We start from the raw sequence: 14,044 nt of genomic DNA, 5'->3' as shown, positions 1-14,044 counted from the left end.
TTCCTCCTCAGGCGCCTAGGCCTGGAATATTGGTTTATTTTTTGGCAGAATTCAGATCAGAAGGCCCAAAAGCCCAAGGTAACAGTTCAGCAACGGTGGTCTCTTGCAGATCACCTTTCATGTTCCCCAAGATAACTTTCATATCCGGTTCACACAGTTCGTACATCACCTGACGACATACACCGCATGGAGCAATCGGACCATCCGTGTCGCCCACAATGGCAATCGCTTTGAAGCTGCGAGGCTTCTTCCCACCTGCAATGGCACTGAACATCGCCGTACGCTCAGCACAGTTACCTGGTGTATACGCAGCATTCTCAATATTACAACCATGATGCACATGCCCTTCACTGTCAAGCAAAGCCGCGCCTACACCAAAATGGGAGTAAGGCGTATACGCCTTCGTACGTGCCTTAATTGCTTCTTGCATTAACAAACCGTTATCCATCATTATTCTCTCCCTTAGGGTGCAATATAAAGTTAGTACCTACGAATTAAGTTCAACCAAAGCCAATTTTACACTAGCCACTCCGAGTCCAGAATAACCCTTCGATCGCTGTTATCCCCAGATTTTTTGATCCACTTTTTCAAAGTGAAAATCCGGTGATAAAGGCGAACGCTTCGCTTCTACAGGTTTATTTCTGTCCTCTTCGTTATCGTGTAACGTCTACAAGTTCAACTTAAACAAGGTCTAACTTTATAAAGTTGTGTAGTATTAAAATCACAAAACGAATCAAAATCAAAACAAAATCAGTACAAACCTAGCCAGCTCATCACCGGCTTAATGAAAACGATACAACCGATGATGACGGCGAATACCGCAGCCAGAAGAACTGCCCCGGCCGCGGTATCCTTTGCCGCTTTTGCCAGCGGATGGATATGGGGGTGTGCCAAGTCAACCGCTGCCTCTACAGCCGTGTTCATCAATTCAGTCACCAGGACCAAAAAGACAGCGGTCAGCACAAACATCCAATCCGTTCTTGAGATTCTGAAAAAAAAGCCGGCTACACACATCAAAATAGCCACTCCCGTGTGAACTCTCACATTACGCTGAGTCCGCAACCCATATGCGATTCCTTCCGCAGCATTGCGGAATACCAGACCCCAGGAGCGCCTTTTCATTATCGTGTCAACCCGGCCTGGGCCAATACCGCTTCTTGTTTGCCCATCATTTCAGCCTCACTTGCTTCATCCTGATGGTCGTATCCGAGCAGGTGCAAGAAACCATGGACAAACAGAAAACCAAGTTCACGTTCAAATGAGTGTCCATACTCTTCACTTTGCAGGATGGTCCGTGGTACGGAAATGATGATGTCTCCAAGAACATCCGGCATTTCTTCCATTTCTTCATCTTCGTCCAGCTCATAGATAATATCGAGCTCTTCATCAACCGTTTCGTTCATCGCAAAAGACAGCACATCCGTAGGACGGTCAATGCCGCGATAATCACGGTTCAACTCATGGATCTGCTCATCGTTCACAAAAGTCAGAGCCACTTCCCCGTCTGCAACACCTTCCGCTTCTCCGGCGAGATTCAGCAACTGTTCCAGCATTGCAATCATCGGTTCTGTAATTTCTTTATCCTGTTGTTCATTATTCCATGCCAGATTAAGACTCATTCCTTCATAACTCCTGTCTACTCATATTATTAGCCTGCTTCGGGTGAAGTCGGCTTTGGTTTCTTAATCTCCTCCGGATATTCTATCCTGGAGTGGAAGATACCCATCACCGTTTCCTTCAATGTTCTGGCGACGATATCCAGTTCACGCATCGTAAGGTCACAATCATTGAATTGATGATCGTCCAATCGTCCTTTAATAATCTTCTCAATCATGGACTCCACTTGCTCCACGGTCGGTTTGCGCAAAGATCTCACAGCAGCCTCCACACTATCAGCAATGCCAACAATAGCCGATTCCTTGGACTGAGCCTTCGGCCCAGGGTAACGGAAATCTTCTTCCGTGAAATCAGGCTCAACGCCTGCTTCTTCAGCCTGGCGCAGTGCTTTGTGATAGAAATAGTGGAGAAATGTCGTGCCGTGATGCTGTTCCGCAATATCCCGAATAGGTCTGGGCAGCTTGTAATCCTTCTGCATTTCCACCCCATCGCGCGCATGGGCAACGATAATGGATTTGCTCAGTTTCGGATCAATTGAATCATGCGGATTCTCCATATTGTTCTGATTTTCAATAAAATAGATGGGGCGCTTCGTCTTGCCAATATCATGATAATACGAACCCACTCGGCAGAGCAATCCGTTAGCTCCTATGGCTTCTGCTGCTGCTTCGGACAGATTGCCTACCATAACACTGTGATGATAGGTACCCGGTGTCTCTGTCAGCAACTTGCGTAGAAGCGGATGGTTCGGATTAGACAGTTCTACCAGTTTGAGCGCTGATAAGATGCCAAATGAAGTTTCAAAAAATGGCATCAGCCCAATAACCAAAATCGCTGTCAGTACGCCACCAGCAAATGCAAACCCAACGCCATACAGTGTCGTGGTTCGATTCCAATCGCCCGAGTCAATCAAAGCCAAGGTGAAGACGGCTATGGACCCGAACAGACAGACCATAATGGCTCCTTTCAGGATCGTTGATCGCTGGCTAGCCTTATGAGTTGCAAAGATCGCAACAAATGAAACCAATACAGCAAAGAAACCTAATTCGAAGTCAAAAAGCTGACCCTGATGGGTATTCAAAATGATGCTGGACAACATACCGATCAATATCGAACATACAAAGGCAAGCGACGTATCCAGCAGCAGCGCAATTAACATTGCCCCTACCGCAACAGGTGCGAGGAAGCCCACATACGACCTCTCATTGGTTTGAATAATCGCCGTCACATGCATAACTACAATCGTAATAATAAAAATGAGAACAAGCATCAACAGCTGCGCATTATTATATTTGAAATGCGTTCCGCTGCCTTGCTGAATGTACATCAGAATTGCTGCCGACAACAGGCAGGAAAACATAAGAAGTCCAAGCTGCGGCCAGTAGTTCACTTCATTTTTCAGCAAATCATTTTCATCCAGCAAAGTATACATCTCCGGTGTGATCATCTCACCCTTGGCAACTAATGTGTCCCCTTGCTTGATAAAGACGGTTTGCGTGTTCTCACGCGCCTGAACTTTCGCTTCCTTGGTTCCCTCTTCATCGTAGAAGCGGTTAGCGGTCACCACGAGGCGAGCAAGCTCTTGCACGACCTCACGTTGCGTACGCTTACCAAGAGAGCTGACACTCACCATCTCAGCTACTTTGGCACGGGCAGTGGTTGCATCGCTGATCTGATCCGTCATTAACCGGGCAACAATATCCCTCGCAACCGGTTTCATCTCCTGGATATCATCCGATGTCAGACGCGAGATTTTGATGTAAGTTTCTTCAGGAATACGGTAGCTTTGCTCCTGTACCACATTTCTGATCTCTTCCAAAAGAGTCTCGGAGTATGTACCGGCTTTCCGATTATTATTGATATAGTTGGTCACAAAATCCTTCTGACGCTGCGGAATTTCATCCCGATAAATATCAATCTTGTCCTGACTTGAAATCTGATCATCCTGATTTAATCGATCTACACGATCAAGCAGGGTAGTCATCAAATTTTCGTTTCGCAACTGGACAATCTGAAATATGGGCTGTACCCGTTCAGCAGCTTCTTCCTGTGCTTTGAGTGTGGCCTTGTTATTCGGAATCTGCATGGGCGCAGCAATATCCACTTCACTCCGTGTACCTTCCTGAATATCATACCGCTCAGGGAGCAGCTTGGAAGCCAGACTCACGTAGAAAAGAATCACCAGAAACAAAAACAGAAGATAGCGTGCCCACACGCTATACTTCCATCCTGTAGCCTTATTCTGAAAAGATTTGCCTTTTGACGGTTCCTTCGAGGTCACTTTAGACAATCCCTTTCTATGCTTGATTTTCTGCGGCGTGGTTGTAAGCCACGATAATTTTCTGGACAAGGGAATGCCGTACAACATCTTGCTCGGCAAAATAGACAAATCCAATCTCGTTAACTTCGTTTAAGATCGTATTCGCTTCCACAAGCCCGGATTTCTTACCACGCGGTAAATCAATCTGTGTCACGTCTCCGGTGATGACCATTTTGGAGCCAAAACCAAGACGGGTCAGAAACATCTTCATCTGTTCCGGTGTTGTGTTCTGTGCTTCATCGAGAATGATGAAGGAGTCATCCAGCGTACGCCCCCGCATGTAGGCAAGTGGTGCAATTTCGATTAACCCACGTTCCAGTGCCTTAGCGGTCTGTTCCTGTCCCATAACGTCATACAGGGCATCGTACAGTGGTCTCAGATACGGGTCTACCTTCTCCTGAAGATCCCCTGGCAAAAACCCAAGACTCTCGCCCGCTTCAACAGCAGGCCGTGTGAGTACAATTCGCTTCACGCTGCCTTCTTTAATTGCGGCAACAGCCAGTACAACTGCAAGGTAGGTTTTACCCGTACCGGCAGGACCAATGCCAAATACAATATCACGTTTTTTAATTGTAGTTACATAGTGCTTCTGTCCAATGGTTTTAACACGGATTGGTTTACCTCGGTATGTCGTTGTAATCTCGCCCTTGAACAGATCCAATAGCTGGTCTGCCCGCATATCCTTGGCAAGTTCAATCGCATACTTCACATCTCTTTCAGTTAACACATATCCATTGCGTATCAATTGCAGTAACACATCAAATAATTGTTCAAGCGATTCCACCTGCTGTGCGTTGCCAAAAATCACAATCTCCGCTTCACGGGATGCAATCTGGGCGGGAATCTCGGATTCAATCAGTTTAAGAAAAGTATCTTGGGGTCCAAAAAGAGATTGGCCCTCTCCCGCACTCTGGAGCGAGATTTGTATGCTGCGTGTTTGCTCTGACAAATATCCTCATTCTCCTTGACTATGGACTAGCGGAAGTTCTTCCGCAATGCTTTCTTCTACTTCAAATAAGACTTTCATATAAACTTTACCATTCTCTTTCTTCTCATGCAAAATTTTTTCACTTATAATTTTTGTGCCTTTGCCGTTTTTGGCGATAATATCGTTCCTTGCTCCTTCCAATCCTTTTGTTCTGGCCCATTCTATCGTCTGTTGTTGCTCATGCTCTCGGGTCTCCAGATCTTTCTCTGTCAGCCAACCCATAGGGAGTGTAAAGGATCGCCACGTCAATGGTTTATGATTACTTTCTGTATCAAATGAACTGAATGGTGTACTTCCGTACCCCCACAGCTGGATCGCCCAATTCCCCAGCACCATGTAAAAACGTTCTTTGCTTTCACCTGTCATTGTATTATGTTTTTGCACCAGTGGAACCTCTACCTGATACTCACGCCACACCAGACCACGAACTTCACCTTTGGCAACGATGGTTTTGGTGTTCTCCTCATCCCCGAGAATCCCCGAGATCAATACCTGACCCTTTTTGACACGCATGTCCTTCTGAACTACAGGGCGTCCCTGCTCCGCATAGATTTGAGTGACAACAGCATCTGACTTGCTAATCAGATGTCTAGGGTTCAGTAATGGTTCGCGCTTGGGTTGCGCCGATTCTACGACCTGAATGGTAATGGTTGTCCCCTCTTTGCTCACGCCAATCCAGGTTACATCCGGCAGAGCGAGTGCAAGCTGCCTAGAGAGCTTGTCTTGGCTTTGCAAACGGAACCCCCATTGGAAAGGATATATCCCTTCTTTCTTCGCTGCTGCGAGCACCTCGTCCGTAGGAATGGTGACGTTACCCTTGACCTCCACATCCCATACCATGGACGACAATGTAAACAAAGCTGCGACAAAAAACAACATCCCTCCAAGAAAGAACTTCCTACGTAATAATCGAGCTGCAAAAAAAGGGAAACCACTGCGATGGGTTACTTTCACCCTGCAGCCTGTCCGTTTCAACACAGGACGCAACCTGAAAAAATGCGGCAGCAGAATGTTCATCTCTGCCACGCGTCCATCGTGAGCACGCAGGTTCCACACTTCCAGTCCCTGCTCTGCCACCGTGTTGATCAATGTTTCAATGTCTCCCCCAGTGACCGTGATTCGGACTGCTCCCCGCAGTTTATACAGACTGGGCTGCTTCATCCGTTCCCCTCCACTCCATTCATATGAATATCCAGAATCGTTCCTTCAACAGCTACTTCATCCGGCAAAATGTTACGTATCACCAAGGCAGTTCCTTTGATCTCCAACTGGCCTTGGGAAAGAGCGAGCACGATGCGATCCGGTGTGAAATGGATGACACCGCGATGATTCTCTATATACAATTGCTTACTGCCGATCAGGGTTAACCGTGGCATATCATAAAGCACATCCTGCGGCAGATCCAACACCTCACTGGTCCATCTGCGCAGCTTGCGGCTGATCCGGGTCATTCGAAGGTCTTCCCCCTTCCTCTACAGTTCAACTTATGCGCAGATTCATGAATTTATGAAAATTCCGGGTCGTGTTAGGTACGAATGTTGAGAAAAAAGCAAGGAACACAGAAAAAGCCGTCTCTGGCGGCTTTCTGCGCACCAGAGACGGCTTTATTTTCTGTTCATTATGAAGACTTGTTTACAGTTTCCCTCTTGTACCAAACGGCTGTTTGGAACGAGGAGGACCCAGTACTTCTGCCCACAACACACCTGTACGAATATCGGCAGGGCGAAGCGGAGATGCTCCCGATTCATCGGTGCTCGGTATATCCCAACTGGAATCAGACACAACAGGTTTATTTGCAGAAGAGAAGCGATTTAATCTCTCTTGAATCAAACGCTCCTGTCGTTCCACTTCTTTCATTTGTTGCTCAAGCGAGCTTGTGCGAGAAGAAGCAGCAGGCTCCGAATATGGTTGATCATAACGATCATCATGCTGTTCACTTTCATAACGTTCTTCATTATACGGGTTCTCATACCGGTCTTCATCATACGGATTCTCATACGGTTCATCGTAACGAGTTCCACCTGCAGTCTCGGTCGGGGCAGGTTGCTGCCTTGAGGTCTGCGCTGGTGAACGGTCGGACCGATCTGAATCACCACTGCCTCCGAAGGTTGGCATCCCGTTGCCAGGGCGCTTTTTGTTCGGATCAGCCGATTTGGCCGCTTTCCCCAAAAAGGAGAAAAGCATAAAGCCGATAACGGCTACAATATACAGATTATCAAAAATCCATTCAAATAGGCCCATATGCACTCACCGCCTATCTTCCGTTTTTGGAATCACCCTGATCGTTGGAACTCGAACCTTCAACAGGTTTTCCCAATGTATTACGCATTTGAGTATCTGCTTCAATATTTTTCAAGTTCATGTAATCCATGACACCAATCTTACCACTACGTAAAGCCTCAGCCATGGCGAGCGGCACTTCGGATTCAGACTCAACAACACGCGCTCTCATTTCCACTACGCGCGCTTTCATCTCTTGTTCCTGAGCTACAGCCATCGCACGACGCTCTTCTGCTTTCGCCTGAGCAATACGCTTGTCAGCTTCTGCCTGCTCAGTTTGCAGGAAGGCACCAATATTTTTACCGATATCCACGTCCGCAATATCAATGGACAGGATCTCAAAGGCCGTTCCAGAATCCAGTCCTTTGGACAAGACTGTACGAGAGATCAGATCCGGATTTTCCAAAACCACTTTATGAGTTTCTGCCGAACCGTTCGTACTTACGATACCTTCACCTACACGAGCAATAATCGTTTCTTCACCAGCACCACCAACGAGTCGATCAATGTTTGCACGAACGGTAATTCTTGCTCGAACATTGACTTCAATACCATCCTTTGCTACTGCAGAAACAACAGGCGTTTCGATAACACGCGGGTTAACACTCATTTGAACCGCCTGCAATACGTCACGACCAGCAAGGTCAATCGCAGCAGCACGTTCAAATTCGAGTGGAATGTTTGCACGCTGGGCAGCAATCAGAGCGTTAACCACACGGTCAACGTTACCCCCGGCCAGGAAGTGACTTTCCAGTTGGTTCATCGACAATTGAATACCTGCTTTAGTTGCTTTAATCATCGGATTTACGATCCGACTAGGTGTTACACGTCTGAGTCTCATCGCGACCAATGTAATAATACTAACACGCACACCGGATGCAATTGCCGAGATCCACAACATTACCGGGAAAAAGCTGAAGAATACGCTCAATACGATAATGGCAACTACCGCAATGAGCAAAACCGTAATCATGGTTGGTTCCATAGTGAAAATTCCTCCATTTTTGCTTCGATTTGTAAAAACACATCATAACAGAATTATAAGATTCTGCTTGAGTTGAAAATTGATCCCCTTCTGCTATCAGTTTCGCAGAAGGGTTATGTACATTGCCGAAGTATTAAGCACTTCGACAACAGAGCGGGTTTACACCGGTAATGCTTGCTGAACCACAATCCGGGTACCTTCCGCTTTAATCACAATAATCGGGGTGTCAACCGGAATGAAATCACCATCTGTTACAACATCAATTCTTTCTCCTTCAAACATCGCTGTTCCAGAAGGTCGAAGTGGTGTGAGACTAATACCTTGCAGTCCAATCAACTCTTTACGCTCGGTAGCGGATGAGTATCCACGCTCAGCTGACAGACTGTCACTCAGTATGAATCGATTCCATATCCCTCGATCTTTAAACAGTACTGCGATAATTGCAATCACTACCAATGCGGCTCCGAAAGCGATACCCAAGGAAACGAATGCATCACTCGTATCATAAGCAGCCCTCACAACACCTGCAACAAGCGCAACTGATCCCAGAATACCCAAAATACCCATGCTTGGTATGAACATCTCCAGAATCATCAAGATGAGTCCAACAGTGAACAATACCCACGTCTCTGCTCCTGCAAAACCGGCAACGTAATTTCCTGAGAAATACAGGACAAAACATACAATACCGACAATACCAGGTACTCCAAACCCAGGAACGATCAATTCAATGGCCACACCTGCGATTCCGAGGAACAACAATATGGTCATGACAACCGGATTGGTAAGAAAGGATGAGATGTTCTCTGCTGTCGTCCGTTCTACCTTAAATACATCATCCTGGCTGTAACCGAGCCACGTTGCCGCTTCTTCCGGTGTGTTGCTGATGTGGTCAGCATAACCAACTTTCAGTGCTTCTTCAGCCGAGAGAGCAATAATTTCACCTTTTTGCTTGGTTTTATTGATCTCTGGCATTTCCACAACCATGTTAACATCAGTCATTCCAGCTGCAATCTTGCCATCACGACCACTGATTTCTGCCGCTCCCTGCATTTTGCTTTTCCAGAATGCAACAAGCTTTGGATCATCAACATGTTTACCCGTACTGTCCACCATTGCTGCCGCACCAATCATACTGCCTGGTGACATTACGATCTTATCTGCATTCAGAGCCAGAAAACTCCCGGCTGAAGCAGCATCTCCACGAACAAATGCAACAGTCTCAATCGGACTGTCCTTGATCAGGGTACCCAATGCTTCTGCAGTGTCGACACGGCCTCCCGGCGTATTGATATCAAGAACGATCAGGCCAGCATTCATCTCTTCTGCTTGTTTGAACCCGCGTTCCATGAACTTGCCAAGTCCCTGCTCGATTGGTTTATCAACCGGAATAATATATACGGCGCCACTCTTCTCAGCTGCATGCGCTGACGGTGATCCAATCCAGACAGGAAGCAACAGCGTCAGCAGCATTAAGAGCATCAATGGCCCCGTAAGCTTCTTCCGGCGCTTTCCCTTCACAATAGTCCCCCCTTTTCCATTAATGTTATACTGTCCAGCTTATGGTATTTATTACGTGCAATGCAACATTTCGTTTCAAAATCTTAAAATTATATTTGAAAACTCGATCAATTGCAAGAATGAAAATCCATAATAATATATATTAACCATTAAAAAGAAATTTCGTTATAACAAGGACATCATGCCTTTTGATAAATGGAAAAAACACCTCCTGACAAGTCAGAAGGTGTTTATTGATTTGCTTTATTGCAGAAATTGTTGAACTGCTTGATTTACCAGTTTGCCGTCCGCTTTGCCTTTAACTTTCGGCATAAGGGCCGCCATGACTTTCCCCATCTCGGCTTTCGAAGAAGCACCGGTTTCCTGGATGGTCTGCTGTACAATAACTTTAATTTCTTCTTCGGTAAGCTGTGTGGGAAGGTACTGGATGAGTACTTCAATTTCCGCTTTTGCATTTGCCGCGAGATCTTCACGGCCCGCTTTGTCAAATTCTTGGAGGGCATCTTTGCGCTGTTTGATTTCACGACTCAGGATATCAAGCACTTCGTTGTCATCCAAATCTCTTTTCAAATCTATTTCAAGATTCTTGATCGTCGAACGAATCAACCGAATGTTGGAGAGTCTGAACTTGTCCTTACTCTTCATCGCTTGCTTCATATCTTCGTTCAATCGTTCGCTAAGATTCATGTAGTTAAAATCCTCCTAAAACTTTCTCTTACGAGCAGCCTCGGACTTTTTCTTGCGCTTTACGCTTGGCTTCTCATAATGCTTACGTTTCTTCACCTCAGCCAATACGCCATCTTTAGCGATGGAGCGTTTAAAACGACGAAGTGCAGCATCAATAGTCTCGTTTTTGCGAACTTTAGTTTCAGACACCAGTTTTCCCTCCCTCCGACCAGACCGTCCAAGAGCAATAACACGGTTCATCATCTTTCATTATAGGCGAAAGGTAATAAAGGTGTCAACCTCAATGTAATGATCACTTATTTGAATCCATTTTATAACTCAAAGGTATTATGAAATGAATTCATTATATAAGCATTTGGTCACACATTCGTGGATTTAATGCATATGACTAAATCCTCAATATTAGTACCCATTAGCTCGTTTATTTGTGAGAATCGGACAGACTTGTCAACACACCAAGTCTGGTACCACCCAACAAATGGTAATGCAGATGATGAACGGTTTGTTCTCCATCCTTACCACAATTGTTGATCAAGCGATATCCTGTTTCCTCCACGCCAAGACGCTTCGCCGCTTCTTGAGCAGCCAGATGAATCTCGCCGATCAATGGCAGATCTTCTGCAGTAACTTCATTCATGGAAGCAATATGTTTCTTCGGAATGACAAGAACATGCGTCGGTGCAGCGGGCTGGATGTCATGAAAAACGATAACATGGTCATTCTCTAGTACTTTATTGGAGGGAATGGTGCCCTCTACAATTTTGCAAAATAAGCAATCCATAGTTCATACCCTCCTTTGTATTCCAGTGTATGTATTCCCTTCTATCATACTAAAAGTAAAAACCCACGTCCAATCTTTAGACACACAACCAGGTATTCTAGGTCAACTCTCCATCTATCATCGGGCCGAACACTATACAACATTGGATGTATACCAAGCCATTTTATCGAAATATGGTTTTATCACGCACTTTTCCCGAGTAAACAAATATGTATGGTTAATGACACACAAAAGGAGATTGGTTAATTTGACCGTTTATCAACTTGTACAGGAACTTATAGGTAATACACCTCTGCTTGAATTAACTCGTTATCCATTACCGGAAGGAATCGGCCTTTTCGCCAAACTGGAATTCATGAATCCTGGAGGAAGTGTGAAAGACCGGATCGGCAAGTTTTTATTGGAGCAGGCCTTGGCACGAGGAGATGTTAAGCCAGGTGGAACAGTGATTGAAGCTACCGCAGGCAATACAGGAATTGGTCTTGCAATGGCGGCTGTAGGCCTGAATTTAAAGGTCATTTTCACAGTACCTCAGAAGTTCAGCGTTGAGAAGCAGCAGTTGATGAAAGCCCTTGGTGCTACGGTCGTGAACACACCCACATCAGAAGGTATCACTGGTGCCATACGTAAGGCGGAATCGCTGGCGAAAGAGATACCGGGTTCGTATATTCCAGGTCAGTTCTCCAATGCGGATAACCCACTCGCACATTATGAACATCTGGGCCCTGAGATTTGGCGTGATCTGAACGGGCAGGTGGATGTATATGTCGCCGGAGCCGGGTCTGGCGGAACTTTCATGGGAGTATCTCGCTATTTGAAGGAGCAAAATTCGTTAATTAAAACATGTATCGTAGAACCCGAAGGTTCGATTCTGGCAGGAGGTCCATCGGGACCACATTGTACAGAAGGAATAGGGGGCGAAACGTTATCTTCTTTTATGGATGTGAGTTACTTTAATGCCATTCATACGATCTCAGATGAAGATGCCTTTGAGCGGGTCAAGGATCTGGCCTTGTTGGAAGGCTTACTGGTAGGAAGTTCCTCAGGTGCAGCTATGCAAGCCGCATTAAACGAAGCTGTTCACGCAGCTCCCGGAAGTAACATCGTCGTTATTTTCCCGGATAGCAGCGAACGGTATTTAAGCCAAAATATCTATAATGGAGGACAATGAAATGAGACCAAAAACCAAGCTGATTCATGCAGGTATTGTTGGTGATCCACACACTGGAGCGGTGAGTGTACCTTTATCAAGTAAGCACGTATGAGCAAGAATCGGTTGGCGTACACAAAGGATACGAGTATTCACGTACAGGCAACCCTACCCGTCATGCGTTGGAAGAAGTCATTAAAGAGCTGGAGGATGGCGTTCGAGGTTTTGCTTTTAGTTCAGGAATGGCTGCAATTCACACTGTACTGTCTCTGTTAAAAACTGGAGATCACGTCATTCTGACGGATGATGTATACGGCGGGACCTATCGCATTTTCACCAAGGTGCTGAATCGTCTGGGGATCGAGACTACCTTTGTAGGTACCACTTCACTACAAGCACTGGAGCAGGCTTTGCAATCCAATACAAAGGCCATTTATGTAGAAACACCTACCAATCCGTTACTCAAGGTCACCGATATTGCTGCTGTAGCGAAATGGTCAAAACAACATGAATTGTTGTTCATCGTGGATAACACGTTTAGTACGCCTTACTGGCAAACCCCGCTAGCTCTGGGGGCAGATATTGTACTGCATTCTGCAACAAAATATATCGGTGGTCATAGTGATGTCGTGGCAGGACTTGCGGTTGTCAACAGCGAGCAATTTGGTGAAGATCTGCATTTTATTCAAAATGCAATTGGCGCAGTCCTGGGACCTATGGATTCCTGGTTGTTAATGCGAGGTCTTAAAACATTGGGACTGCGGATGGAAGCGCAAGAACGCAATACAGAGCAGCTTGTGACATTTCTGAATCAGCATCCAACAGTGAGCAAAGTCTATTATCCCGGGTTGCCCGACCATCCACAGCATAAGCTCGCTTCCATGCAAGCGAGAGGATATGGCGGTATGGTTTCCTTTGATGTAGGAAGTGCTGAAAAAGTAGATGAAGTATTAAGCAAAGTCCGTTATTTCACATTGGCTGAAAGTCTAGGCGCGGTGGAAAGTTTAATTTCTGTACCTGCCCGAATGACACATGCTTCCATTCCCTATGAACGTCGGCAAGAATTGGGGATCACGGATGGTTTGATTCGTATCTCCGTTGGGATCGAGGATGTTGAAGATTTACTTGAGGATTTGAAATCTGCATTAAGTTGAGGGCATTTTGAAGTCCACGCTGGCTGATACTCGCGAATGGGTAGTCGACGATTTTCTAAGGAACACAGGGCATCTTATTTGGCGTTCAGACCCACATTTGAAATTATAAGGAACATCAGGCACGTTATTTCCCGAAAAAACCTCAAAAAAATGCTGAAAGCGGCTCTTTATTCGGTTATAACGTGTCTCAGATTCCTTAAAATTCTGCGGGTGCTTCAAAGGCTTGAATAAGATGCCTCAGATTCGTCAGCGCTCACATCATGCTCTGCTCCTCCAACCGTGGGCAAGAGAACAGCATCGATTCCACCAGAAGCGAAGCTTTTTATCGGAATGGAGAATTAAACTTTGCGGTTTCTTAATGTTTGCTCACACATAGGCACATTCTCGCATATTCAGGATGCGGTACGCCTCTGCTGCGGACACGTTAAGGCCCGCTTCTGCTTTAAGCAGGTTTAAATACACTCGTTGTGCCATCCGTTCATCATCGACCTTACACTAGTTAGGTTCAAAAAAAGGTCATGCCTTACAGAAGTTCACTTCTGCACAGGCATGACCTTTTGG

General features: G+C 45.8%; 14 protein-coding genes and 1 pseudogene. 2 read left to right on the top strand and 13 right to left on the bottom strand.

Annotation, left to right across the window (positions count from 1 at the left end; genetic code table 11):
• Positions 1-34: 34 nt before the first annotated feature.
• The 13 genes from QF049_RS01145 to QF049_RS01085 all read right to left on the bottom strand — a co-directional run bounded on the left by QF049_RS01145 (position 35) and on the right by QF049_RS01085 (position 11,179).
• Positions 35-448: a cytidine deaminase gene (locus tag QF049_RS01145; RefSeq protein ID WP_307543050.1), complete on the bottom strand. Its 414-nt coding sequence runs from the start codon at positions 446-448 to the stop codon at positions 35-37.
• A 302-nt stretch (positions 449-750) separates the two neighbouring features.
• On the bottom strand, positions 751-1,122 hold the full coding sequence (locus tag QF049_RS01140) for a diacylglycerol kinase family protein (protein WP_017687246.1): 372 nt from the start codon (positions 1,120-1,122) through the stop codon (positions 751-753).
• The gene (ybeY, locus tag QF049_RS01135; RefSeq protein WP_036674804.1) at positions 1,122-1,619 is read right to left on the bottom strand and encodes an rRNA maturation RNase YbeY; all 498 of its coding nucleotides are present in this window, start codon (positions 1,617-1,619) and stop codon (positions 1,122-1,124) included. The genes QF049_RS01140 and ybeY overlap by 1 nt, the downstream gene beginning before the upstream one ends.
• A gap of 29 nt (positions 1,620-1,648) precedes the next feature.
• Positions 1,649-3,898, bottom strand: a complete 2,250-nt coding sequence (locus tag QF049_RS01130) for an HD family phosphohydrolase (RefSeq protein ID WP_036674803.1) — start codon at positions 3,896-3,898, stop codon at positions 1,649-1,651.
• 16 nt (positions 3,899-3,914) lie between these two features.
• A complete protein-coding gene (locus tag QF049_RS01125; RefSeq protein WP_017687243.1) occupies positions 3,915-4,886 on the bottom strand; it encodes a PhoH family protein in 972 nt (323 codons plus the stop codon).
• A gap of 6 nt (positions 4,887-4,892) precedes the next feature.
• Complete coding sequence (yqfD, locus tag QF049_RS01120) at positions 4,893-6,086, bottom strand: sporulation protein YqfD (protein ID WP_124115980.1); 1,194 nt, start codon at positions 6,084-6,086, stop codon at positions 4,893-4,895.
• Complete coding sequence (gene yqfC, locus QF049_RS01115; RefSeq protein ID WP_017687241.1) at positions 6,083-6,376, bottom strand: sporulation protein YqfC; 294 nt, start codon at positions 6,374-6,376, stop codon at positions 6,083-6,085. Before yqfC ends, yqfD begins: the two co-directional genes overlap by 4 nt.
• Positions 6,377-6,557: 181 nt before the next feature.
• On the bottom strand, positions 6,558-7,166 hold the full coding sequence (locus QF049_RS01110) for a hypothetical protein (RefSeq protein ID WP_307534253.1): 609 nt from the start codon (positions 7,164-7,166) through the stop codon (positions 6,558-6,560).
• Between the two features lie 13 nt (positions 7,167-7,179).
• Entirely contained in the window at positions 7,180-8,190 is a 1,011-nt protein-coding gene (gene floA / locus QF049_RS01105; protein WP_307534251.1) for a flotillin-like protein FloA, read from the bottom strand.
• 159 nt (positions 8,191-8,349) lie between these two features.
• Entirely contained in the window at positions 8,350-9,672 is a 1,323-nt protein-coding gene (locus tag QF049_RS01100; protein ID WP_307543048.1) for an NfeD family protein, read from the bottom strand.
• 282 nt (positions 9,673-9,954) lie between these two features.
• Positions 9,955-10,398 carry a GatB/YqeY domain-containing protein gene (locus tag QF049_RS01095; protein WP_017687237.1) on the bottom strand — a complete coding sequence of 148 codons (444 nt, stop codon included), beginning with the start codon at positions 10,396-10,398 and terminating at the stop codon, positions 9,955-9,957.
• Positions 10,399-10,413: 15 nt separating this feature from the next.
• A complete protein-coding gene (rpsU, locus tag QF049_RS01090) occupies positions 10,414-10,587 on the bottom strand; it encodes a 30S ribosomal protein S21 (RefSeq protein ID WP_005547957.1) in 174 nt (57 codons plus the stop codon).
• A gap of 232 nt (positions 10,588-10,819) precedes the next feature.
• A complete protein-coding gene (locus QF049_RS01085) occupies positions 10,820-11,179 on the bottom strand; it encodes a histidine triad nucleotide-binding protein (RefSeq protein WP_017687236.1) in 360 nt (119 codons plus the stop codon).
• Between the two features lie 247 nt (positions 11,180-11,426).
• Here QF049_RS01085 and QF049_RS01080 point away from each other — a divergent pair, with 247 nt between their 5' ends.
• Positions 11,427-12,350: a PLP-dependent cysteine synthase family protein gene (locus QF049_RS01080; protein WP_307534247.1), complete on the top strand. Its 924-nt coding sequence runs from the start codon at positions 11,427-11,429 to the stop codon at positions 12,348-12,350.
• Position 12,351: 1 nt separating this feature from the next.
• A pseudogene (locus QF049_RS01075) lies at positions 12,352-13,483 on the top strand (bifunctional cystathionine gamma-lyase/homocysteine desulfhydrase).
• Positions 13,484-14,044: the final 561 nt, after the last annotated feature.

Origin of the sequence: Paenibacillus sp. W4I10 (assembly GCF_030816325.1) — a bacterium.
GTDB lineage: Bacteria > Bacillota > Bacilli > Paenibacillales > Paenibacillaceae > Paenibacillus > Paenibacillus amylolyticus_B.
Note: the sequence above shows the minus strand (reverse complement) of the source record. Positions and strands in the feature narration are given on the sequence as shown.

Bases quoted from the DNA above. Each gene is read 5' to 3' on its own strand.
- QF049_RS01145 (WP_307543050.1), bottom strand. From the start codon at position 448: ATGGATAACGGTTTGTTAATGCAAGAAGCAATTAAGGCACGTACGAAG.
- QF049_RS01140 (WP_017687246.1), bottom strand. From the start codon at position 1,122: ATGAAAAGGCGCTCCTGGGGTCTGGTATTCCGCAATGCTGCGGAAGGA.
- ybeY (WP_036674804.1), bottom strand. From the start codon at position 1,619: ATGAGTCTTAATCTGGCATGGAATAATGAACAACAGGATAAAGAAATT.
- yqfD (WP_124115980.1), bottom strand. From the start codon at position 6,086: ATGAAGCAGCCCAGTCTGTATAAACTGCGGGGAGCAGTCCGAATCACG.
- yqfC (WP_017687241.1), bottom strand. From the start codon at position 6,376: ATGACCCGGATCAGCCGCAAGCTGCGCAGATGGACCAGTGAGGTGTTG.
- QF049_RS01110 (WP_307534253.1), bottom strand. From the start codon at position 7,166: ATGGGCCTATTTGAATGGATTTTTGATAATCTGTATATTGTAGCCGTT.
- floA (WP_307534251.1), bottom strand. From the start codon at position 8,190: ATGGAACCAACCATGATTACGGTTTTGCTCATTGCGGTAGTTGCCATT.
- QF049_RS01100 (WP_307543048.1), bottom strand. From the start codon at position 9,672: ATGCTCTTAATGCTGCTGACGCTGTTGCTTCCTGTCTGGATTGGATCA.
- QF049_RS01095 (WP_017687237.1), bottom strand. From the start codon at position 10,398: ATGAATCTTAGCGAACGATTGAACGAAGATATGAAGCAAGCGATGAAG.
- QF049_RS01085 (WP_017687236.1), bottom strand. From the start codon at position 11,179: ATGGATTGCTTATTTTGCAAAATTGTAGAGGGCACCATTCCCTCCAAT.